This is a genomic window from Cupriavidus sp. FW305-3-2-15-C-LB2, from assembly GCF_058787575.1.
In genome coordinates, this window is sequence record NZ_JBYSZW010000036.1 from 1 (window position 1) to 21693 (window position 21693).

A 21693-nucleotide genomic window follows, 5' to 3' on the forward strand; every position below is an offset into this window, starting at 1 on the left:
GCGGGTGGCGCGGGCGCGGCTAGCGCGCGCCGGCGAGGGGGAAGTTGGCGACGGCCACGCGCCGCCAGTCGCGCGCGACGACATGCATCGGCACGCGCGCGCTCAGTTCAGAGAATGCCTGCGGCGAGAGCAGCGCGATGGCACGCGGGCCATGCTGCCAGGCATCGACGAAGTCATCGAGGGTCGGCAGCCACTTCTGCGGCTCCTGTCCGGCGCCGAACGCGAGCTCGTCGGCCTGCGCCACCATGGTGAGCGGATGGCGCAGGTAGAAGGGCAGGGTATGGTCGAGCATGCCGACGCCGTAGAGCGGCATGCCGGGGCGCAGCACGCGTTCGATCGGCGCCACCATGTCGATGCCCGAGGCGGAGCGGCCGATCGCTTCATGGCCCAGCAATGCCGTGGAGAACGCCAGCAGCATGCCGAATGCATAGGCCGTGATGCTGGCCAGGCGGCCATGCCGCCGCAGCAGCCACAGCCCGATGGCGGCGCTGATAATCACCAGCGCGAATGCCAGCGCCACCCATGCGGCATACGCGCGGTACAGCGCGTTGGGGGTGTTGTTGGAATCCAGCGTGGCCACGACCGGGCTTGCCAGCAGGCCGATCGCGCCCACCGCCAGCATGGCGCACAGCTGCCTGCGCCACGGTTGGTCACCGGTCCGCGCCAGCGCTGCGCCCGCCAGGATCGCCAGTGCGGGAAACAGCGGCAGGATGTAGCCGGGCAGCTTCGAGCCCGACAGGCTGAAGAACACGAAGATCGACACCGCCCACAGCCCTGCCATCAGCGCAGGCTGGAACGGCCTGGACCCACCCGCGGCAACCACGCCGGTACGCTGCCCGACCGCGCGGACCATGCCGGGAACCAGCCCGAGCCACGGCAGGAAGCCGCCCACCAGCAGCGGCACGAAGTACCACAGCCCGCCCTTGCGCGCATGCACGGTCGAGGTGTATCGCTGCCAGTGCTCGTGGATAAAGAAAAAGCGCAGGAATTCCGGATTGCGCCGCGCCACCAGCCAGTACCAAGGCATCGCCACCAGCAGCATCAGGGCGATGCCGGCCGGCGCATGCAGGCGGCGCCACCGTGCGAGGTCGCGCGTCACGCAGGTGTACACCACCAGCACCAGTCCCGGCAGCGCCAGCCCGACCAGCCCCTTGGTCAGCACCGCCACGCCCATGGCCGCCCAGCACGCCAGCATCCAGCGGCGGCGTGCCGGCGCCGTGGCGTGCGGATGCTGGGCCAGCAGCATGCACGCGAGCACGCAGGCCATGCTGCCGGACAGCGTCATGTCCAGCGTATTGAAGTGCGCGGCGAGGTTCCACATGGGCGCGCTTGCCAGCACCAGTCCGGCCAGCAAGCCCGCACGCGCGCCGAACCAGCGCGCGGCGGCCAGCATCGATATTCCCAGCCCGGCGATGCCGGCCAGCGCCACGCACAGCCGCGCCTGCCAGTCGCCGATGCCGAACAGCGCGTACGACACCGCCGTGGCCCACATATGGAACGGCGGCTTCTCGAAGTACTTCAGCCCGTTGTAGCGGATCGTGACCCAGTCGCCCGTGCTCAGCATCTCGCGGGCGATCTCGGCATAGCGGCCCTCGTCGGGCCCGAGCAGGTGGCGCACGCCCAGCGTGCCGAACCAAAGCAGCGCGAACGCCAGCACCACCAGCCCGAGCGTCACCGCGGGCACGCCCGCCAGCCGCGTGGCATGCCACGGCGCGGCGGGCCGGGCGCTGATGAGCCCAGGCTCGGCGGCGAGGCGGTCGGAACGGTGCATGATGCGCAAACGGCTCGGCGTGAAAGGGAAGGGTGGGTGGTGGCGCGCGTGGCGGCGTGCAGGCGCTCGGCGGCAAGGCCATGTCCACGCTGACGGCCCGCGCCGCGTTGAACAGCGGGGCGCCTGCAAAGTGAGCGCAGGATAGTTCGCGAACCTTAATGGCACATTAAGGCGGGGCGCACACAATACCGTGATACGTCCGGGTCACCCGAGAAAATGAGAATCCTTATTGTTGAAGACGACCCGATGCTGGGTGACGGGCTGCGGCGCGGCCTGCAGCTGCTCGACTATGCGGTCGACTGGTTCAGCACCGGCACCGAAGCCGACCATGCGCTCGGCGTGGTCCACTACGATGCCGTGGTGCTGGACCTGGGCCTGCCAGGGGAAGACGGCATGTCGCTGCTCGCGCGCTGGCGTGCGCGCGGCAGCCGCATCCCGGTGATCGTGCTGACCGCGCGCGATGCGATCGACAGCCGCATCGGCGGCCTTGACGCCGGTGCCGACGACTACCTGGTCAAGCCGATCGCGCTCGATGAGCTGGCGGCCCGGCTGCGTGCCGTGACCCGCCGCGCCGCGGGCCTGTCGTCTCCAGTGTGGAAGCACGGCGCGCTGGAATTCCATCCGGCCGCGCGCCAGGCGTACTGGCAGGGCAAGCCCCTGGAGCTGACCAGCCGCGAAGCCATGCTGCTGGAGCTGCTGCTGGCGCACCCCAACCGGCTGCTGACGCGCGACTTCCTGCGCGACAAGCTCTATGACTGGCAGGGCGGCGTTGAAAGCAACGCGCTGGAAGTCCATATCCACCACCTGCGCCGCAAGATCCATCCGAAGATCGTGCGCACCTTCCGCGGCGCCGGCTACACGCTGGGCGCGGCCGAGGATTGCACATGACGTTGCAGCGCCGGCTCATCCTTGCGGTGCTGATCGCCGCGCCGGTGGTGTGGCTGCTGACCATCGGCATGACCTACGTGCGCGCCCGGCACGAGATCAATGAACTCTATGACACCGACATGGTGCGCATGGCGCTGCAGATGCATTCGGTGGTGCCGCTGGTGGATGTCGCCGCGGCGCCGTCGCGCACCCGGCTGCCAGAGCTGGTCGAGGGCGACCAGGGCGATGCGGGCCTGGGCGATCTCGCCATCGCCGCCTGGCTGCCGGACGGCAAGCCCTTGCATATCGATCCCGAGGGCGACCTGCTGCCGCGTGCGCCAGGAGTGAAGGGCTTTACCGACGTCACCATCGACAAGCAGTCCTGGCGGCTTTACTACCTCGATGATCCCGACACGGGCTGGCGCGTCTGCGTGGGCCAGCAACTGGCCGAGCGCAATGAGCTGATCCTGTCCTATATCGCCGCGCAGGTGCTGCCGTGGGCCGCAGGCCTGCCGGTGCTGATCGGCCTGTTGATCTGGTTCATGCGGCGCGCGATGGCGCCGGTGCGCGCGTTGTCGACCGATATTGAAGGCCGCGCCCCCCAAGACCGCCGGCCGCTCAGCCTGCAGGCAGTGCCGGGCGAACTGGTGCCGCTGGTGCACGCCATGAACCGCCTGCTGGCGCGCGTGTCGGATTCGATCGAGCATGAACGGCGCCTCACCGCCGATGCTGCCCATGAGATGCGCACGCCGTTGGCCGCGCTGAAGGCGCAGTGGGAAATCGCCGAGCGTTCGGCCGATGACGCCGAGCGCGCGCAGGCACGCGCCAACGTGGCCACCGGCATCGACCGCATCAGCCGGCTGGTGTCGCAGCTGCTGACGCTGAGCCGGCTGGAAGATGCTGCCGGCCTGCCGTCACGCCAGCCGGTCAACTGGATCCCGGTGGCGCAGCAGGCGCTGTCGGACTGCCTGGCTCTGGCGCAGCGGAAGCAGGTCGACGTCGAGCTGGAGTGGCCCCCGGAAGGGCAGGCGCCATTGCCGGTGGCGGGTGACGCCAACCTGCTGTCGCTGCTGCTGCGCAACCTGCTCGACAACGCCATCCGCTACAGCCCGCCGGGCGCGCTGGTGACCATCGATTTCCGGCCCGACAGCGTCACGGTGCTCGACCAGGGCCCGGGCGTCGCGCCTGACGTGCTGGCGCGGCTGGGCGATCGCTTCTTCCGTGGCGGATCGGGGCAGCGCGAGCAGGGCCACGGCCTCGGCATTTCGATCGCGCAGCGCGTGGCGCGGCTGCATGGGCTGGAGATTGCGTTCGCCAACCGCACCGATGGCGCCGGCAAGGGCCTGGCCGTTCGGATCGCGCACGGCGGCTGAAAACGACGACGCCCCGCACGGTCGCCCGTGCGGGGCGTCATGCCATCGGCTTGCGGGCTAGCGCTTGAGCTTGGCGAAGGCCGCGGCCATGGCGCTGGCCGGTTCCGCCTCGCGGCGGCCGCCGTTGAAGCCCTTGCCGCCGCCGTTGCGTTGGCCGCCGCGGTCACCACGGTCGCCGCCGGCACGCGCCGCGGCCTGGCCTGGCTCGTCGTCCAGGCGCATCGACAGGCCGATGCGGTTGCGCTTGACGTCGACCTCCATCACCTTGACCTTGACGATCTGGCCGGCCTTGACCACCTCATGCGCGTCCTTGACGAACTTGCTGGACAGTGCCGAGATGTGGACCAGGCCGTCCTGGTGCACGCCGATATCGACAAACGCACCGAAGGCTGCCACGTTGGTGACCACGCCTTCCAGCACCATGCCGGGCTGCAGGTCCTTCACGTCTTCCACGCCTTCCTGGAAGGTTGCGGTCTTGAACTCGGGGCGCGGGTCACGGCCCGGCTTTTCCAGCTCGGACAGGATGTCGCGCACGGTCGGCAGGCCGAAGGAGTCGTCGGTGAACTGCGTCGGCGACAGCCCGCGCAGCGCGTCGCGGTTGCCCATCACGTCGCGCAGGCCCTTCTTGACGTGTTCCAGGATGCGCTGCACCACCGGATACGCTTCCGGGTGCACCGAGGAGCGGTCCAGCGGATTGTCGCCGTCGTTGATGCGCAGGAAGCCGGCGGCCTGCTCGAAGGTCTTGTCGCCCAGGCGCGGCACCTGCTTCAGCGCGTTACGGTTGGGGAAGGCGCCATTGGCGTCGCGGAACTCGACGATATTGCGCGCCAGCACCGTGTTCAGGCCCGACACGCGCGCCAGCAGCGGCGCCGAGGCGGTATTGACGTCCACGCCCACGGCGTTGACGCAGTCTTCGACCACGGCGTCCAGCGCCCGCGCCAGCTCGCGCTGGTTGACGTCATGCTGGTACTGGCCCACGCCGATCGACTTGGGATCGATCTTGACCAGTTCGGCCAGCGGATCCTGCAGCCGGCGGGCAATCGACACCGCGCCGCGCAACGACACGTCCAGGTCCGGGAATTCCTTGGCGGCCAGTTCCGACGCCGAATACACCGAAGCGCCGGCCTCGCTGACCACGATCTTGGTCAGCTTCAGCTCGGGCATCTGCTTCATCAGGTCCTGCACCAGCTTGTCGGTTTCGCGGCTGGCGGTGCCGTTGCCGATCGACACCAGCGCCACATTGTGCTGCCTTGCCAGGCGCGCCAGCGTGGCGAGCGAGCCGTTCCAGTCGCGGCGCGGCTCGTGCGGGTAGATGGTGGCGGTGTCCAGCAGCTTGCCGGTGCTGTCCACCACGGCGATCTTGCAGCCGGTGCGGATGCCCGGGTCGACGCCCATCACCGACTTGGGCCCGGCCGGCGCGGCCAGCAGCAGCTCATGCAGGTTGCGGCCGAACACCTTGATGGCTTCGTTCTCCGCAGTTTCGCGCAGCTGTGTCAGCAGTTCGGTTTCCAGGTGGGGCTGCACCTTGACGCGCCAGCACCAGCGGCATACGTCGCCCAGCCACTTGTCGGCCGGGCGGCCCAACTGCTGGATGCCGACATGGCGCGCGATCATGCCTTCGCACGGGTGCGGCACCATCGCGTCCTGTTCCTCGCCCAGGCCCAGCTTGACCATCAGCACGCCCGCGTTGCGGCCGCGGAACAGCGCCAGCGCGCGGTGCGACGGCACCGTGCGGATGGTCTCGCTGTAGGCGTAGTAGTCGCGGAACTTCTCTTCCTCGGCGGTTTCCTTGCCTTCCATCACGGTGGAGGACACCACGCCGTTGGTCCACAGGTGCTCGCGCAGCTTGCCCAGCAGTTCCGCAGTCTCGCCGAACTGCTCGGACAGGATGTCGCGCGCGCCGTCCAGCGCGGCCTTGACGTCAGGCACGCCGCCGTCGGCGGTCGGGTTGCCGTTGACGTACCTGGCGGCCTCGGCCTGCGGATCCAGCGTGGGATCGGCCAGCAGTGCCAGCGCCAGCGGCTCCAGCCCGCATTCGCGCGCGATCTGGGCGCGGGTGCGGCGCTTGGGCTTGTAGGGAAGGTAGAGGTCTTCGAGCGCCTGCTTGGTTTCGGCGGCCTCGATGGCGGCCTGCAGCTCGGGCGTCAGCTTGCCTTGCTCCTGGATCGACGCGAGGATGGCAGCGCGGCGGTCTTCCATGTCGCGCAGGTACAGCAGGCGCTCTTCCAGGTTGCGCAGCTGCGTGTCATCGAGGTTGCCGGTCACTTCCTTGCGGTAGCGGGCGATGAAGGGCACGGTGGCGCCTTCGTCGAGCAGCGCCACGGCCGCGGCCACCTGGCGGGGCTGCACGGACAGTTCAGCCGCGATGAGCGAGACGATCTTTTGCGAGACGGATGCGGGCAGGTTGGACATCGGAGAGCGCGGCGAGAAACGCAGTCAGTCGAAAGCGGGGCATTTTGCCACAAGCGCGCAAGGGATTCGCCAGGGCGCGCAGCGGGTGCGGGGCGGGCGGCGTCCCGCGCACGTCCGCAACGGCCCGGCAGGGCAGGCCGGTGCCCGGCCCGGATGCTAGAATCCGGTCATGACCGTCAAGTCCCGCCCGGCCGCCGCCAAGGCCACCATCCTGGCCATGCCAACCTTCGCCAACGTGCCTGAAACTTCCCTGTTCCGCTTCGGCCGCCTGGCTGCACTGGCCGTGGCTGCATGCGCCGTGCTGATGCCGCTGCGCGAGGCGCGCGCCCAGACTTCCGCGCCCGCGGCGCCACCCGCCGCCAACGGCCAGCGCGACTTTGCCGCCGAACGCAAGGCCGTCGAGGATTCGCGCGCCTGGACCAACTACCGCTTTGCGGCCGCCGAGCGCGAGTGCTACGGCAAGTTCTTTGTCAACCACTGCATCAACAGCGCCAAGGAAGTCCAGCGCGAGGAGCTGCAGGTGCTGCGCAAGCGCGAACTGGAGGTAGGCGAGGCCGAACGCGCCTACCGCGCCGCCGAGCGCGACCGCGAACAGGCGCTGCGCCGCGCCGAGTTCGAGGCCAGCCAGCCGAAGCGCTCGGCCAGCGAGCAGTCCAGCCGCGAGGCCTTCCAGAAGAAGCAGCAGGAACAGCAGCTGCGCGAGGCGCAGCGCCAGGGCGAGGCGCCGCAGCGTGCCGCCAATGCGCAGGCGTACGAAAAGAAGCAGTCTGACTTCGATGCCCGCATGCAGGAGGCCCAGCAGAAGGGCGCCGAGCAGGCCCGCCAGCGGCAGGAGAATGTCAAGGCATACGAGGCCAAGCAGCGCGACCTCGAACGGCGCCAGAAGGAGCTGGAAGAGCGCCGCGCCAAGGCGAAGGAGCAACAGGGGCAGGCATCGGCGCCGCGCCCGTTCGGCTTTTGAGGTCCGGCACCGTGACTGCGCAGCGGAGGCATAGATGGACAGCAACCTGAATACCCTGGAGCGGCGCATCATGGAGTTGCAGATCGAGCACCGCGACCTGGATTTCCTGATCGACCGCCTTGCCAACGATGCCGTCCATGACGAACTGCAGCTGCGCCGGCTGAAGAAGCGCCGCCTCAAGCTGAAGGACGCCATCACGCTGCTGCAGCTGCAGCTCGAACCCGACGTGCCGGCCTGAGCGCATTCGCGCCAGGCTTGCCGATCGCCGCCGGCGCTGTCCGGCGGCCCATACAACATCTCCCCCTGCCTTGTCCGATCTTCCAGATTCTCCTGAGCCGTCCGAAGCCGTCAGCCTGACCGACGCCGGGTCGCCCGCGCCTGCCGCGCCCGCCGACGACGACGCCAGCCGCGGCGCGGAACTGGCCACCATCTTTGCCGATACCGGCACGCTGGCCCAGGCGATTCCCGGCTACCGGCCGCGCGCCTCGCAGCACAAGATGGCCGAGGCCGTCGCCGACGCGATCGTGCAGAACGATTCCGTCATCGTCGAAGCGGGCACCGGCACCGGCAAGACCTACGCCTACCTGGTGCCGGCGATGCTGTGGGGCGGCAAGGTGATCCTGTCGACCGGCACCAAGAACCTGCAGGACCAGCTCTTCCTGCGCGACATCCCCACGGTGCGCCATGCGCTGAACGTGCCGGTCTCGGTGGCGCTGCTCAAGGGCCGCGCCAACTACGTCTGCCACTACCACCTGGAACGCGCTCAGGCCAACGGCCGCCTGGCGTCGCGCCAGGATGCGGCGTGGCTGCGCGACATCGGCCGCTTCATCAAGGAAACCTCCACCGGCGACAAGGCCGAGCTGGCGTCCGTTCCCGAGAACGCGCCGGTATGGCAGATGGTGACCTCCACGCGCGACAACTGCCTGGGATCGGAATGCCCGCATTACAAGGAATGCTTTGTGATGCGCGCGCGCAAGGAAGCGCAGCAGGCCGACGTGGTGGTGGTCAACCATCACCTGTTCTTTGCCGACGTGGTGCTGCGCGACACCGGCATGGCGGAACTGCTGCCGGCCGCCAACACCGTGATCTTCGACGAAGCCCACCAGCTGCCCGAGACCGCCACGCTGTTCTTCGGCGAGACGCTGTCCACCAGCCAGCTGCTGGAAATCGCCCGCGATACCGTGGCCGAAGGCCTGTCGCACGCGCGCGATGCGGTGGACTGGGTTGCGCTGGCCGCGCCGCTGGAGCGCGCCGCGCGCGACCTGCGCCTGGCCTTCAGCAAGGACAATGCGCGGCTGGCGCTGGGCCAGATCGAGGCCGACCGCCGTATCGCCGAGCCTTTCAACGAAACGCTCGATGCGCTGGACGAAGCCCTGTCAGACTTCGTCGAGATGCTCGAAAGCCAGGCCGAGCGTGCCGAATCGCTGCAGCAATGCCACCGCCGCGCGCTGGAGCTGGCCAACAAGCTGGCCGCGTGGCGCGCCGATGCCGCGCCCGCGCCGGCACCGCAGCCGACCGAGGGCGACGGCGAAGCCGCGCCGGCGCTGCCTGCCGGCCCTGAAACCGTGCGCTGGGTCGAGGTGTTCTCGCATACTGTGCAGTTGCACCGCACGCCGCTGTCGATCGCGCCGATCTTCACGCGCCAGCGCGACGGCCAGCCGCGCGCCTGGGTTTTCACCTCGGCGACGCTGTCGGTGAAGGGGAATTTCACCCACTACGCGGCGCAGCTGGGGCTCGACAAGGACCGCTCGCTGACGCTGCCCAGCCCGTTCGATTACGCGAAGCAGGGGCTGCTCTACGTGCCGCGCGATATGCCGCAGCCGCAGTCGCCGCAGTTCACCGACGCGGTGGTGCAGGCGGCATTGCCGCTGATCGAGGCCGCCGGCGGACGCACCTTCCTGCTGTGCACCACGCTGCGCGCCGTGCAGCGTGCCTCGGACCTGCTTTATGACGCGTTTGCCGAGCGCGGCCTGAACCTGCCGCTGCTGGTGCAGGGCCAGGTCAGCCGCACCGAATTGCTGGACCGCTTCCGCGAGCTGGGCAACGCGGTGCTGGTCGGAAGCCAGAGCTTCTGGGAGGGCGTGGATGTGCGCGGCGAGGCGCTGTCGCTGGTGATCATCGACAAGCTGCCGTTCGCGCCGCCCGACGACCCGGTGCTGGCCGCGCGCATGGAAGTGCTGCAGAAGAAGGGCCTGAGCCCGTTTGCCGTGCACCAGCTGCCGCATGCGGTGATCACGCTCAAGCAGGGGGCAGGGCGGCTGATCCGCTCGGAATCGGACCGCGGCGTGCTGGCGATCTTCGATACGCGGCTGGTCGAGAAGCCCTATGGCCGTCAGATCTGGCAAAGCCTGCCGCCGTTCACGCGCACGCGTGAGGCGGCGACGGTGGTGCGGTTCCTGGAGTCGCTGCGCGGTCCTGGCAAGGAGGCCGCGGCAGCGGACTGATCGCACAGGTGCCGGAAAAAGAAAAACGGGACGTATCGGAGGATACGTCCCGTTTTTTTATGGCCTCTGGCCAGCCGGCGTCAGAACACTTCCCACCAGGACTTGTCCTTGCGGCGCGCGCCGTACTTGATGAAATCGCTGTCCGGGAAATTGCGCTCCATCACGCGTGCGGTGTCGTCGCGCAGGTCCTTCATTCCCATCGCGTCATATGAACGGACCATGATGTACAGCGCTTCTTCGTTGGCCGGAGCGCCGTCATAGTCCTTCAGCGCCTGCTGGGCGCGGTTGACGGCGGCGAGGTATGCGCCGCGCCGGTAGTAGTAGCGCGCGGCGTGCACTTCGTGCTGGGCCAGCGAGTTGACGATGTACTGCATGCGCAGCGTGGCGTCGGGGGTGTACTTGCTTTCCGGGTAGCGCGTGATCAGCGTATTGAACGCGTCATAGGCGGCGCGCGCGGCCTTGGGGTCGCGCTCGCTCAGGTCCTGGCCCGAGAAGCGGCCCAGCCAGCCCAGGTTGTCGTTGAAGTTGATCAGGCCCTTGAGGTAGTAGGCGTAATCGATATTGGGATGGTTCGGGTGCAGCTGGATGAAGCGGTCCACCGCGGCCAGGGCTGCTGCCGTTTCACCATCCTTGTAGTTTGCGTAGGCGGTATCGATCTGGGCCTGCTGTGCATAGCGCCCAAACGGATAGCGGCCTTCGAGCTTTTCATACAGCTTGACGGCACGCGTGTAGTCGCCGCCATCCAGCGCATCCTTGGCTTCCGAATATAATTTGTTGGCCGACCAGCCTGCGGTCTCGTCGGGTTGGTCCGCCAGCAGGCCGCATGCAGACAGCATGACGCAGCCGCCTGCGAGCAGAACCGCTCCAATTGTCGTGCGCCAGCGCGCGCGTTTCATGCTCTGCAATTGCATGGGCAATCGTATCCCGGATGAAGAAAAATAGCGTCAAGCATTATAGCCCAAGCCCCCAGCCCAACCCCGAAGCAGGAGCTGGCGTGGGAGGACTTCCACCAGAACGGGTGCGCGCAGCCGCGTCCGTGGCCGATTTCGAGGCCCATCCAGAGGAATTTGAAGACCTTGCCGAGGTGCCGCCCGGCGGCGCGGCGGCTGCCGAGCCGGCCGTGACCCTGTCGCTGGAGGTGGACAGCGCCTCGCATGGCGAGCGGCTCGATAAATTGCTCGCGCGTCACTTCAGCGAGTTTTCACGCAGCCGCCTGCAGCAGTGGATCGAAAGCGGCGCGGTGCGTGTCGACGGCCACGTGCGCCGTCCGCGCGACGCCGTGCAGATGGGCAACCGCATCGAAATCCAGCCGCAGGCCGCACCGGAATCGTCCGCTTTCTCGCCCGAGGACGTGCCGCTGGACGTGGTCTATGAAGACGACACCCTGCTGGTGATCAACAAGCCCGCCGGGCTGGTGGTGCATCCGGCTGCCGGTAACTGGAGCGGCACCGTGCTCAACGGGTTGCTGCACCGCGACCCCGGCGCAGCGTTGCTGCCGCGCGCGGGCATCGTGCACCGGCTCGACAAGGAAACCTCCGGCCTGATGGTGGTGGCGCGCTCGCTGACCGCGCAGACCGACCTGGTGCGCCAGCTGCAGGCGCGCACGGTCAAGCGCACCTATATCGCGCTGGTGTGGGGCCGCACCTATGACGAGGGCACCATCGACGCGCCCATCGGCCGCGACCCGCGCGAGCGCACGCGCATGGCGGTCGTGCATACCGCCAGCGGCAAGCCGTCGCGCACGCATTTCCGCACGCTGGCCACGGTGCCGCTGGGGCGGGGCTTCGTGTCGATGGTGATGTGCAAGCTGGAGACCGGCCGCACGCACCAGATCCGCGTGCATTTCGAGTCGATCGGCCACCCGCTGGTGGGCGACCCGGCCTACTTCCGCGCCACGCAGCGCGGGCAGCGCCCGGCGGTCCGCGCACCGCTGCCGGTGCCGTATGAGCGCCAGGCGCTGCATGCGTACCAGCTCGGCCTGGTGCATCCGGCCACCGGCAAGCGCATGTCGTGGACCGCGCAGCCGCCGCAAGACCTGCAGGCGCTGATCGATGCGCTGGATTTTGAAAGCGCGCAGGCCGACGAGGATGAAGAAGGCTGGGACGAAGTCTGGGAAGGCGGCGAGGCCCACTGGGAATACGCTGGTGATGACGAGGACGACGATGACGATGAGCGCAGCGCCTGATCGCGCCTGGCTGGTCCCTGACTGGCCCGCGCCGGCGCGTGTGCGCGCGTTGTCAACCACGCGCCAGGGCGGTGTCAGCAAGGGCCCGTACGGGCTTGCCGGCGGCGCCCCCGGCGGCCTGAACCTGGGCACCCACGTTGGCGACGACGCCGCCGACGTGGCGCGCAACCGCGCGCGGCTGGCCGCCTGCCTGCCGTCGATGCCGCAATGGCTGGAGCAGGTGCATGGCTGCGCGGTCGCCACGGTCGACCATGTGGCGGCCCCGGGCGCGCCCGTGCCCCAGGCCGACGCGAGCCTGGCGGTGGTACCCGGCCACGTCTGCGCCGTGATGACGGCGGATTGCCTGCCGGTGCTGCTATGCGATGCGCAGGGGACGGTGGTGGGCGCCGCGCATGCGGGCTGGCGCGGCCTGTGCAGCGGCGTGATCGAAGCCACGCTGTCACGGATGCAGGCCGCTGCCGGTGCCGCGCGCTGGCTGGCATGGCTGGGCCCGGCCATCGGCCCCGATGCGTTCGAGGTGGGTGCCGAAGTGCGCGATGCCTTCCTGGCCCAGGCACGCGCCGATGAACAGGTCGCGGTTGCCGCAGCCTTCCGCCCTGGTGCCCCGGGCAAGTACCTTGCCGACATCTATGCGCTGGCGCGCACGCGCCTGGCGCGCGCCGGCTGTACCGAGGTCTACGGCGGCGACGCCTGCACCGTGGCCGACGCCGGTCGCTTCTACTCCTATCGGCGCGATGGCGTGACCGGCCGCATGGCCAGCCTGGTCTGGCTGGCGGACTGAGCCCGCCGCTGCCTCACTCGTCCTTGCCCCTGGCCGCCTGTGCGCGCTCGGCTTCAGCCTTGCGTCGGCGGCGGCCGGGCGTGCCCATGATGTAGAGCACCAGCGCCACCGGCGCCATGCCATACATCAGGAAGGTGGCAACGCCTGCCACCACGTTGTGCTCGGTGATCGCCATCATCAGCGCCACGTAGAGCCAGCCAATGGCCACGATGTACATCAAAAATTCATCCTTCTCGCCTATGCTCTGGGGCCTCGGCAGATGCGAGCGCTGCATACCGTCCGGTAGGTCGGGAAGCGTGCAGTGCCGAGGCGGATTCCCGCATTGACAGCGCGTGCGTTGCAAGGCAACAATGGACTCAAATGTCTCGGAATCGCTGACGATTCCCAGGTTTCTCCGGCAAGCATAGCGCATGGCGTCTCCATGCGAGGATGTCGCGCTTGCCGGATAAAAGGGGAGCCGCTATCGGAATGGACGCAAGCCACGGCCGCAGCAGGTGCGGTCGAGGGCTTCCAGCCAGTTCCAGGGCAGATGTGCCGGCAGACCCTCCCGCTTTGGGGGAGGCGCAAGCCGGGTCCATTCGGATAGCATCTCCCCATGCAAAGTGCCGGCCAGGGCAATGCCCGGAGCCGGTTCGAATAGTGACGGCAGAGAGACAATCAAATCATGGCGACCGGCAAAGGCGCGGCAGCTTCCACGCAGGAAGGCAAGTCCCAACCATTCAAGTTCACGCCGGGGCCATTCGATCCAGCCACATGGCTGGAATGGTCCCGCCAGTGGCAGGGCACTGAAGGCAACGGCCACGCGGCCGCGTCCGGCATTCCGGGCCTGGATGCGCTGGCAGGCGTCAAGATCGCGCCGGCGCAGCTGGGTGATATCCAGCAGCGCTACATGAAGGACTTCTCAGCGCTGTGGCAGGCCATGGCCGAGGGCAAGGCCGAGGCCACCGGTCCGCTGCACGACCGGCGCTTCGCCGGCGACGCATGGCGCACCAACCTCCCATATCGCTTCGCTGCCGCGTTCTACCTGCTCAATGCGCGCGCCTTGACCGAGCTGGCCGATGCCGTCGAGGCCGATGCCAAGACCCGCCAGCGCATCCGCTTCGCGATCTCGCAATGGGTCGATGCGATGTCGCCCGCCAACTTCCTTGCCACCAATCCCGAGGCGCAGCGCCTGCTGATCGAGTCGGGCGGCGAATCGCTGCGTGCCGGCGTGCGCAACATGATGGAAGACCTGACACGCGGCAAGATCTCGCAGACCGACGAGAGCGCGTTTGAGGTCGGCCGCAATGTCGCGGTGACCGAAGGCGCCGTGGTCTTCGAGAACGAGTACTTCCAGCTGTTGCAGTACAAGCCGCTGACCGACAAGGTGCACGCGCGCCCGCTGCTGATGGTGCCGCCGTGCATCAACAAGTACTACATCCTGGACCTGCAGCCGGAGAGCTCGCTGGTGCGCCATGTGGTGGAGCAGGGACATACGGTGTTTCTGGTGTCGTGGCGCAATCCGGACGCCAGCATGGCCGGCAGCACCTGGGACGACTACATCGAGCACGCGGCCATCCGCGCCATCGAAGTCGCGCGCGACATCAGCGGCCAGGACAAGATCAACGTGCTCGGCTTCTGCGTGGGCGGCACCATTGTCTCGACCGCGCTGGCGGTGCTGGCCGCGCGCGGCGAGCACCCGGCCGCCAGCGTCACGCTGCTGACCACGCTGCTGGACTTTGCCGACACCGGCATCCTCGACGTCTTTGTCGACGAGGGCCATGTGCAGTTGCGCGAGGCCACGCTGGGCGGCGCCGCCGGCGCGCCGTGCGCGCTGCTGCGCGGCCTTGAGCTGGCCAATACCTTCTCGTTCCTGCGCCCGAACGACCTGGTGTGGAACTACGTGGTCGACAACTACCTGAAGGGCAACACGCCGGTGCCGTTCGACCTGCTGTTCTGGAACGGCGACGCCACCAACCTGCCGGGGCCGTGGTACTGCTGGTACCTGCGCCACACCTACCTGCAGAACGAGCTCAAGGTACCGGGCAAGCTGACCGTGTGCGGCGTGCCGGTGGACCTGGCCAGCATCGACGTGCCGACCTATATCTACGGCTCGCGCGAAGACCATATCGTGCCGTGGACCGCGGCCTATGCCTCGACCGCGCTGCTGGCGAACAAGCTGCGCTTCGTGCTGGGTGCGTCGGGCCATATCGCCGGTGTGATCAACCCGCCGGCCAAGAACAAGCGCAGCCACTGGACTAACGATGCGCTGCCGGAGTCGCCGCAGCAATGGCTGGCCGGCGCCATCGAGCATCACGGCAGCTGGTGGCCGGACTGGACCGCATGGCTGGCCGGGCAGGCCGGCGCGAAACGCGCCGCGCCCGCCAACTATGGCAATGCGCGCTATCGCGCAATCGAACCCGCGCCTGGGCGATACGTCAAAGCCAAGGCATGACGCTTGCATGAGTGCCGGCGTGCGTCATGCACGGCGCCGGCAGGCCTGCAGGTTCCCTCCCGTTTCCATTGAAAGGACTACACAATGACTGACGTTGTCATCGTATCCGCCGCCCGCACCGCGGTCGGCAAGTTTGGCGGCTCGCTGGCCAAGATCCCGGCACCGGAACTGGGTGCCGTGGTCATCAAGGCCGCGCTGGAGCGCGCCGGCGTCAAGCCGGAGCAGGTGAGCGAAGTCATCATGGGCCAGGTGCTGACCGCCGGTTCGGGCCAGAACCCCGCACGCCAGGCCGCGATCAAGGCCGGCCTGCCGGCGATGGTGCCGGCCATGACCATCAACAAGGTGTGCGGCTCGGGCCTGAAGGCCGTGATGCTGGCCGCCAACGCGATCATGGCGGGCGACGCCGAGATCGTGGTGGCCGGCGGCCAGGAAAACATGAGCGCCGCCCCGCACGTGCTGCCGGGCTCGCGCGATGGTTTCCGCATGGGCGATGCCAAGCTGGTCGACACCATGATCGTCGACGGCCTGTGGGACGTGTACAACCAGTACCACATGGGCATCACCGCCGAGAACGTGGCCAAGGAATACGGCATCACACGCGAGGCGCAGGATGAGTTCGCCGTCGGCTCGCAGAACAAGGCCGAAGCCGCGCAGAAGGCCGGCAAGTTTGACGAAGAGATCGTCCCGGTGCTGATCCCGCAGCGCAAGGGCGACCCGGTGGCCTTCAAGACCGACGAGTTCGTGCGCCAGGGCGCCACGCTGGACAGCATGTCCGGCCTCAAGCCCGCCTTCGACAAGGCCGGCACGGTGACCGCGGCCAACGCCTCGGGCCTGAACGACGGCGCCGCCGCGGTGGTGGTGATGTCGGCGGCCAAGGCCAAGGAACTGGGCCTGACCCCGCTGGCCACGATCAAGAGCTATGCCAACGCCGGTGTCGATCCCAAGGTGATGGGCATGGGCCCGGTGCCGGCCTCCAAGCGCGCCCTGTCGCGCGCCGAGTGGACCCCGCAAGACCTGGACCTGATGGAGATCAACGAGGCCTTTGCCGCGCAGGCGCTGGCGGTGCACCAGCAGATGGGCTGGGACACCTCCAAGGTCAATGTGAACGGCGGCGCCATCGCCATCGGCCACCCGATCGGCGCGTCGGGCTGCCGTATCCTGGTGACGCTGCTGCACGAGATGAAGCGCCGTGACGCGAAGAAGGGCCTGGCCTCGCTGTGCATCGGCGGCGGCATGGGCGTGGCGCTGGCAGTCGAGCGCAAATAAGGAAGGGGTTTTCCGGGGCCGCGCGCGGTTGGCGCGGACCCGGCGACGATAACGAAGCCAATCAAGGAGTGGACATGACTCAGCGCATTGCGTATGTGACCGGCGGCATGGGTGGTATCGGAACCGCCATTTGCCAGCGGCTGGCCAAGGATGGCTTTCGTGTGGTGGCCGGTTGCGGCCCCAACTCGCCGCGCCGCGAAAAGTGGCTGGAGCAGCAGAAGGCCCTGGGCTTCGATTTCATTGCCTCGGAAGGCAATGTGGCTGACTGGGACTCGACCAAGACCGCATTCGACAAGGTCAAGTCCGAGGTCGGCGAGGTTGATGTGCTGATCAACAACGCCGGTATCACCCGCGACGTGGTGTTCCGCAAGATGACCCGCGCCGACTGGGATGCGGTGATCGACACCAACCTGACCTCGCTGTTCAACGTCACCAAGCAGGTGATCGACGGCATGGCCGACCGTGGCTGGGGCCGCATCGTCAACATCTCGTCGGTGAACGGGCAGAAGGGCCAGTTCGGCCAGACCAACTACTCCACCGCCAAGGCCGGCCTGCATGGCTTCACCATGGCGCTGGCGCAGGAAGTGGCGACCAAGGGCGTGACCGTCAACACGGTTTCTCCGGGCTATATCGCCACCGACATGGTCAAGGCGATCCGCCAGGACGTGCTCGACAAGATCGTCGCGACGATCCCGGTCAAGCGCCTGGGCCTGCCGGAAGAGATCGCCTCGATCTGCGCCTGGTTGTCGTCGGAGGAGTCCGGTTTCTCGACCGGCGCCGACTTCTCGCTCAACGGCGGCCTGCATATGGGCTGACCTGCCGGCCTGGTTCAACCAGTCGGCAGCCGGCGCTGGCGCCCGCGTATTGCGGTGCAGCCAGCGCGGCGCACAAGGCGGCGGGCGTTTCGTTTCGCCGCCCGTTTCGCGGGCCGTCAAGGCCCGCGAATCGTTTCTGCCCGCGCGGCATTCCTCGCTTTTTGCGCCAATTCACCGGGTTTTCCTTAAGCCCCGTCGCTTTTCTTAGTGCCTTGTTGGGCATAGAATCAGGGCAGCGGCGCAGCCAGCACCATGTTCGTGCAGCGCGGCCCTCGCGGGGGCGAGGCTGCAGGCCGCCACGCGCAGCCATGCGCGAACGGGCCACCAGATGGCCGGCACGACAACAAGCAGATGGCGCGGGCGATACCGATTTGCGCACTGCACCCCATGCGGTGCAGCAGCGCGCAAACAGCGATGACACAAGGACAGAGCACCGATGGCCACGACCAAAAAAGGCGCAGAGCGACTGATCAAAAAGTATCCGAACCGCAGGCTCTACGACACCCAGACCAGCACCTACATCACCCTGGCCGACGTCAAGCAGCTGGTCATGGATTCAGAAGAATTCAAGGTCGTCGACGCCAAGTCTGGTGACGAACTGACCCGCAGCATCTTGCTGCAGATCATCCTGGAAGAAGAAACGGGCGGCGTGCCGATGTTCTCCAGCGCGATGCTGTCGCAGATCATCCGCTTCTACGGCCATGCCATGCAGGGCATGATGGGCACCTACCTGGAAAAGAACATCCAGGCCTTCATCGACATCCAGAACAAGCTGGCCGAGAACTCCAAGGGCCTGTATTCCGGCGAAACCTTCAGCCCCGACATGTGGTCGCAGTTCATGAACATGCAGGGCCCGATGATGCAGGGCATGATGAGCAACTACATCGAGCAGAGCAAGAACCTGTTCGTGCAGATGCAGGAGCAGATGCAAAGCCAGGCCAAAAATATGTTCGGGACGTTCCCGTTCAACCAGCCGGACAAGAAGTAAGACACTGGCAGCGGCGGGCGCTACACCCGCCGCATATCCCGCACGCTGGCTGGCACTCAGCCAGCGCTCGCATGCAGGCGGATGCCCAGCGCCCGCATCACCTTCCAGATCGTCCCGAACTCCGGATTGCCTTCGCCTGACAGCGAGCGGTAGAGGCTTTCGCGCGAAAGGCCCGTTTCGCGCGCCAGTCGCGTCATGCCGCGCGCACGCGCCACCACCCCGAGTGCGTAGGCAATGAATCGATCGTCGTCGCCGGCCTCGGCCAGGCAGGCATCCAGGTAGGCGGCGATCTCCTGATCGTTCTTCAGATGCTCGGCGGAGTCCCAGGGGCGGGTTGGTTCCTTCATGGCTCACTCCAGATCAAGATTGGCCGCCAGACTGCGTGCTCTTTTGATATCAGCGTGCTGGGTCGACTTGTTGCCTCCGCAGAGCAGGATCACAATTACCTGGCCGCGTTGCTGAAAGTAGATGCGGTAGCCCGGGCCCTGGTCCACGCGCATTTCGCTGACTCCACCGCCAAGGGCTTTAACGTTCCCCGGAATTCCTCGTTGAACCCGGAAATTTGGGTTGTCCGGATGCTGAGCATACCTTACCGTAGCCTGTGGGCTACGGTATGAGAATCGCCGATCCCTGAAAACCGTGCTGATGCAAAGCAGGTAGAATGCGCGGTCTGCGTCCCCGGGCGCACGCAATCACGCAACTCTCTCCAGCGGCGGCTCAGTGTGGACTCGCCTTTTGTGCGCGAAAACCCATGCCCTCCGTTATCCAATATGCTCGTCCGCCCCTTAAGGCCCGGCTCTCTGCTTCGATGAAGGCTTCGCCATGAGCCGGCTGTTCCTGGCCCCCATGGAAGGGCTTGCCGACTACGTCTTGCGCGACGTGCTGACCGACACTGGCGGCTACGACGGCTGTGTGTCCGAGTTCGTCCGGGTGACCGGTTCGTTGCTTCCCGCCCGCGTCTACGAGCGCGATACGCCCGAAATCCTCGCCGGCGGCTATACCCGCAGCGGCACGCCGATGGTGATCCAGTTGCTCGGCAGCGATCCGGAATGGCTGGCGCGCAATGCGGCCTATGCCGCGACCTTGTCGCCGCATGGCATCGACCTGAACTTCGGCTGCCCCGCCAAGGTCGTCAACCGGCATGGCGGCGGTGCCATGCTGCTGACGAATCCTGAGTTGTTGAACCGGATCGTCGCGTCCGTGCGCGCGGCGGTGCCGGCCCATATCGCCGTGACGGCAAAAATGCGGCTGGGCGTTTCCGATGCCTCGCTGGCCATTGATTGCGCCACGGCGCTGGCCGAAGGCGGCGCGGCTTCGCTCGTCGTGCATGCCCGGACGCGGGACCATGGCTACCGGCCGCCGGCCCACTGGGACTGGATCGCGCGCATTGCGGCGGCGGTGGACGTGCCGGTGATTGCCAACGGAGATGTCTGGACCGTCGCCGACTGGGAGCGTTGCCGGGCCGTCAGCGGTTGCGCCGACGTGATGATCGGGCGCGGCGCCGTGTCCGATCCTTTCCTGGCCTTGCGCATTCGCGGGCTGATGGACGGTTCGCCGTCGGCCCAGGAGTGGCCGCTGGTGCTGCGCCAGATCGCCACCTACCTGAAAAAGCTGCATGCCCGTATCGCGTCGTGCCATGAGCATGGGCGCGTGAAACTGTGGCTCAGCTATCTCAAGCGGACCTGGCCACAGGCCGCCGAACTGCATGCGGCCATCCGGCGCATGCAGGACTCGCTGGAGATAGAGCGGGTCCTGGAAGGCCTGCCGGGAGCCGCGACCGCGCCGGAATGACGCAGCCTGGGCCACATGTATGGTGTCAGGCGCCGAGAAATCATGGCAAACGGTTAAAATGCGCGATTGGCTCACCGGCTGCCGGCCTTGTCCCCGCATATTCGCCGCGCCCGCCCCCACATTCGGATTGCACTGTGAAAAACCCTTCAGAATCAACGACCCAGAAAGACCATAGTCCGCGTGTGGGATTCGTTTCCCTTGGCTGCCCCAAGGCCCTGGTCGACTCCGAGCAGATCATCACCCAGCTGCGCGCCGAGGGCTATGCCATCAGCGGCACCTATGACGGCGCTGACCTGGTCGTGGTCAATACCTGCGGCTTTATCGACGAGGCCGTGCAGGAGAGCCTGGACGCCATCGGCGAGGCCCTGACCGAGAACGGCAAGGTCATCGTTACCGGCTGCCTGGGTGCGAAGAAGGATGCGGCGGGCCACGACATCGTGTCGTCGGTGCACCCCAAGGTGCTGGCCGTGACCGGCCCGCATGCGCTGGGCGAGGTGATGCAGGCGGTGCACACGCACCTGCCCAAGCCGCATGACCCGTTCACCGACCTGGTGCCGGCCGCCGGCATCAAGCTGACGCCCAAGCATTACGCCTACCTGAAGATCTCCGAGGGCTGCAACCACCGTTGCTCGTTCTGCATCATCCCGTCGATGCGCGGCGACCTGGTGTCGCGCCCGGTGGCCGAGGTCATGCTGGAGGCCGAGAACCTGTTCAAGGCCGGCGTCAAGGAGCTGCTGGTGATCTCGCAGGACACCAGTGCCTATGGCGTCGACGTCAAGTACCGCACCGGCTTCTGGAACGGCCGTCCGCTCAGGACCCGCATGACCGAACTGGTGGGGGCGCTGGGCGAGCTGGCCGCGCAGTACGGTGCCTGGGTGCGCCTGCATTATGTCTACCCGTACCCGCACGTCGACGAGATCATCCCGCTGATGTCGCAGGGCCATGTGCTGCCGTACCTCGATGTGCCGCTGCAGCACGCGCACCCGGACGTGCTCAAGCGCATGAAGCGCCCGGCCAATGCCGAGAAGACCATGGACCGCATCCGCGCCTGGCGCGAGATCTGCCCTGAGCTGACCATCCGCAGCACCTTTATCGCCGGCTTCCCGGGCGAGACCGAGGCGGAGTTCCAGACCCTGCTCGACTTTATCGCCGAAGCCGAACTGGACCGCGTCGGCTGCTTCGCCTACTCGCCGGTGGAGGGCGCCACCGCCAATGACCTGCCGGGCGCGCTGCCCGACGAGGTGCGCGAGGAACGCCGCGCCCGCTTCATGGAAGTGGCCGAAGAGGTCTCGGCGCGCCGCCTGCAGCGCAAGGTCGGCCAGACCCTGCGCGTGCTGGTGGACGAGGTCAACCAGGATGGCGGCATCGGCCGTTCGTCCGCGGATGCGCCGGAAATCGACGGCCTCGTCTACATCGCGCCGCCGGAACGCCACGCCCAGCGCTATCGCGCCGGCGAGTTCGTCGACGTGAAGATCACCGGCGCCGATGGCCACGACCTGTGGGGCGAGGTCTGAAACGGGTTGATTAGGTAAAAGTACGCTCGTTCGATTTCGTCCGCGTCCCGCTATACTGTGCGGTGCAACATAACCTCATGGAGACAAAGTC

At 67.4% G+C, this 21693-nt stretch carries 19 protein-coding genes; 13 read left to right on the plus strand and 6 right to left on the minus strand.

The window, feature by feature from the left end; all coding sequences use genetic code 11:
* Positions 1-19 precede the first annotated feature (19 nt).
* Entirely contained in the window at positions 20-1771 is a 1752-nt protein-coding gene (locus tag AC3WRR_RS23390; RefSeq protein ID WP_439671581.1) for a glycosyltransferase family 39 protein, read from the minus strand.
* Positions 1772-1987: 216 nt separating this feature from the next.
* Here AC3WRR_RS23390 and AC3WRR_RS23395 point away from each other — a divergent pair, with 216 nt between their 5' ends.
* Both AC3WRR_RS23395 and AC3WRR_RS23400 read left to right on the plus strand, forming a co-directional pair.
* Positions 1988-2659 (plus strand): response regulator, encoded by a 672-nt coding sequence (locus AC3WRR_RS23395; protein ID WP_037023317.1) that lies wholly within the window; start codon positions 1988-1990, stop codon positions 2657-2659.
* A complete protein-coding gene (locus AC3WRR_RS23400; RefSeq protein WP_010810142.1) occupies positions 2656-4011 on the plus strand; it encodes an ATP-binding protein in 1356 nt (451 codons plus the stop codon). The genes AC3WRR_RS23395 and AC3WRR_RS23400 overlap by 4 nt, the downstream gene beginning before the upstream one ends.
* Before the next feature lie 57 nt (positions 4012-4068).
* On the opposite strand, the gene AC3WRR_RS23405 is transcribed toward AC3WRR_RS23400, so the two are convergent.
* A complete protein-coding gene (locus tag AC3WRR_RS23405) occupies positions 4069-6423 on the minus strand; it encodes a Tex family protein (RefSeq protein ID WP_011615080.1) in 2355 nt (784 codons plus the stop codon).
* A 169-nt stretch (positions 6424-6592) separates the two neighbouring features.
* Between AC3WRR_RS23405 and AC3WRR_RS23410 the strand changes: the two genes are divergently transcribed.
* The 3 genes from AC3WRR_RS23410 to yoaA all read left to right on the plus strand — a co-directional run bounded on the left by AC3WRR_RS23410 (position 6593) and on the right by yoaA (position 9828).
* Positions 6593-7384 carry a hypothetical protein gene (locus AC3WRR_RS23410; protein WP_011615081.1) on the plus strand — a complete coding sequence of 264 codons (792 nt, stop codon included), beginning with the start codon at positions 6593-6595 and terminating at the stop codon, positions 7382-7384.
* Between the two features lie 34 nt (positions 7385-7418).
* A complete protein-coding gene (locus AC3WRR_RS23415) occupies positions 7419-7622 on the plus strand; it encodes a DUF465 domain-containing protein (protein ID WP_010810139.1) in 204 nt (67 codons plus the stop codon).
* Positions 7623-7692: 70 nt separating this feature from the next.
* Positions 7693-9828, plus strand: a complete 2136-nt coding sequence (gene yoaA, locus AC3WRR_RS23420; protein WP_492298247.1) for a DNA repair helicase YoaA — start codon at positions 7693-7695, stop codon at positions 9826-9828.
* A gap of 80 nt (positions 9829-9908) precedes the next feature.
* On the opposite strand, the gene AC3WRR_RS23425 is transcribed toward yoaA, so the two are convergent.
* Positions 9909-10739, minus strand: coding sequence for an outer membrane protein assembly factor BamD (locus AC3WRR_RS23425; RefSeq protein WP_011615082.1), 831 nt, complete (start codon positions 10737-10739; stop codon positions 9909-9911).
* A 17-nt stretch (positions 10740-10756) separates the two neighbouring features.
* On the opposite strand from AC3WRR_RS23425, the gene AC3WRR_RS23430 reads away from it, so the two are divergent.
* Together AC3WRR_RS23430 and pgeF are read left to right on the plus strand one after the other, a co-directional pair.
* Positions 10757-12013 (plus strand): RluA family pseudouridine synthase, encoded by a 1257-nt coding sequence (locus AC3WRR_RS23430; protein WP_041687278.1) that lies wholly within the window; start codon positions 10757-10759, stop codon positions 12011-12013.
* On the plus strand, positions 11997-12794 hold the full coding sequence (pgeF, locus tag AC3WRR_RS23435) for a peptidoglycan editing factor PgeF (RefSeq protein WP_010810135.1): 798 nt from the start codon (positions 11997-11999) through the stop codon (positions 12792-12794). The genes AC3WRR_RS23430 and pgeF overlap by 17 nt, the downstream gene beginning before the upstream one ends.
* A 13-nt stretch (positions 12795-12807) precedes the next feature.
* Here pgeF and AC3WRR_RS23440 read toward each other — a convergent pair whose 3' ends face one another.
* On the minus strand, positions 12808-13011 hold the full coding sequence (locus AC3WRR_RS23440) for a hypothetical protein (protein ID WP_010810134.1): 204 nt from the start codon (positions 13009-13011) through the stop codon (positions 12808-12810).
* A 447-nt stretch (positions 13012-13458) separates the two neighbouring features.
* On the opposite strand from AC3WRR_RS23440, the gene AC3WRR_RS23445 reads away from it, so the two are divergent.
* The 4 genes from AC3WRR_RS23445 (at position 13459) to phaR (ending at position 18297) form a co-directional block, all read left to right on the plus strand.
* Positions 13459-15228, plus strand: a complete 1770-nt coding sequence (locus AC3WRR_RS23445; RefSeq protein ID WP_439671582.1) for a class I poly(R)-hydroxyalkanoic acid synthase — start codon at positions 13459-13461, stop codon at positions 15226-15228.
* A gap of 84 nt (positions 15229-15312) precedes the next feature.
* Complete coding sequence (locus tag AC3WRR_RS23450) at positions 15313-16494, plus strand: acetyl-CoA C-acetyltransferase (protein WP_010810132.1); 1182 nt, start codon at positions 15313-15315, stop codon at positions 16492-16494.
* Positions 16495-16568: 74 nt separating this feature from the next.
* Complete coding sequence (locus AC3WRR_RS23455; protein ID WP_010810131.1) at positions 16569-17309, plus strand: 3-ketoacyl-ACP reductase; 741 nt, start codon at positions 16569-16571, stop codon at positions 17307-17309.
* A gap of 436 nt (positions 17310-17745) precedes the next feature.
* Positions 17746-18297, plus strand: a complete 552-nt coding sequence (gene phaR / locus AC3WRR_RS23460) for a polyhydroxyalkanoate synthesis repressor PhaR (protein WP_010810130.1) — start codon at positions 17746-17748, stop codon at positions 18295-18297.
* 56 nt (positions 18298-18353) lie between these two features.
* Here the strand turns inward: phaR and AC3WRR_RS23465 are convergent, their stop codons facing one another.
* Entirely contained in the window at positions 18354-18644 is a 291-nt protein-coding gene (locus AC3WRR_RS23465; RefSeq protein WP_492298250.1) for an addiction module antidote protein, read from the minus strand.
* A 3-nt stretch (positions 18645-18647) separates the two neighbouring features.
* Positions 18648-18797: a type II toxin-antitoxin system RelE/ParE family toxin gene (locus AC3WRR_RS23470; RefSeq protein WP_492298252.1), complete on the minus strand. Its 150-nt coding sequence runs from the start codon at positions 18795-18797 to the stop codon at positions 18648-18650.
* 322 nt (positions 18798-19119) lie between these two features.
* On the opposite strand from AC3WRR_RS23470, the gene AC3WRR_RS23475 reads away from it, so the two are divergent.
* Together AC3WRR_RS23475 and rimO are read left to right on the plus strand one after the other, a co-directional pair.
* Positions 19120-20088 (plus strand): tRNA dihydrouridine synthase, encoded by a 969-nt coding sequence (locus AC3WRR_RS23475; protein ID WP_492298254.1) that lies wholly within the window; start codon positions 19120-19122, stop codon positions 20086-20088.
* Positions 20089-20222: 134 nt separating this feature from the next.
* Complete coding sequence (gene rimO, locus AC3WRR_RS23480; RefSeq protein WP_492298256.1) at positions 20223-21602, plus strand: 30S ribosomal protein S12 methylthiotransferase RimO; 1380 nt, start codon at positions 20223-20225, stop codon at positions 21600-21602.
* Positions 21603-21693: the final 91 nt, after the last annotated feature.

Coding starts and splice junctions, on each gene's coding strand:
- AC3WRR_RS23390 (WP_439671581.1), bottom strand. CDS start 1,771: ATGCACCGTTCCGACCGCCTCGCCGCCGAGCCTGGGCTCATCAGCGCC.
- AC3WRR_RS23395 (WP_037023317.1), top strand. CDS start 1,988: ATGAGAATCCTTATTGTTGAAGACGACCCGATGCTGGGTGACGGGCTG.
- AC3WRR_RS23400 (WP_010810142.1), top strand. CDS start 2,656: ATGACGTTGCAGCGCCGGCTCATCCTTGCGGTGCTGATCGCCGCGCCG.
- AC3WRR_RS23405 (WP_011615080.1), bottom strand. CDS start 6,423: ATGTCCAACCTGCCCGCATCCGTCTCGCAAAAGATCGTCTCGCTCATC.
- AC3WRR_RS23410 (WP_011615081.1), top strand. CDS start 6,593: ATGACCGTCAAGTCCCGCCCGGCCGCCGCCAAGGCCACCATCCTGGCC.
- AC3WRR_RS23415 (WP_010810139.1), top strand. CDS start 7,419: ATGGACAGCAACCTGAATACCCTGGAGCGGCGCATCATGGAGTTGCAG.
- AC3WRR_RS23425 (WP_011615082.1), bottom strand. CDS start 10,739: ATGCAATTGCAGAGCATGAAACGCGCGCGCTGGCGCACGACAATTGGA.
- AC3WRR_RS23430 (WP_041687278.1), top strand. CDS start 10,757: ATGAAGAAAAATAGCGTCAAGCATTATAGCCCAAGCCCCCAGCCCAAC.
- pgeF (WP_010810135.1), top strand. CDS start 11,997: ATGAGCGCAGCGCCTGATCGCGCCTGGCTGGTCCCTGACTGGCCCGCG.
- AC3WRR_RS23440 (WP_010810134.1), bottom strand. CDS start 13,011: ATGTACATCGTGGCCATTGGCTGGCTCTACGTGGCGCTGATGATGGCG.
- AC3WRR_RS23445 (WP_439671582.1), top strand. CDS start 13,459: ATGGCGACCGGCAAAGGCGCGGCAGCTTCCACGCAGGAAGGCAAGTCC.
- AC3WRR_RS23450 (WP_010810132.1), top strand. CDS start 15,313: ATGACTGACGTTGTCATCGTATCCGCCGCCCGCACCGCGGTCGGCAAG.
- AC3WRR_RS23455 (WP_010810131.1), top strand. CDS start 16,569: ATGACTCAGCGCATTGCGTATGTGACCGGCGGCATGGGTGGTATCGGA.
- phaR (WP_010810130.1), top strand. CDS start 17,746: ATGGCCACGACCAAAAAAGGCGCAGAGCGACTGATCAAAAAGTATCCG.
- AC3WRR_RS23465 (WP_492298250.1), bottom strand. CDS start 18,644: ATGAAGGAACCAACCCGCCCCTGGGACTCCGCCGAGCATCTGAAGAAC.
- AC3WRR_RS23470 (WP_492298252.1), bottom strand. CDS start 18,797: ATGCGCGTGGACCAGGGCCCGGGCTACCGCATCTACTTTCAGCAACGC.
- AC3WRR_RS23475 (WP_492298254.1), top strand. CDS start 19,120: ATGAGCCGGCTGTTCCTGGCCCCCATGGAAGGGCTTGCCGACTACGTC.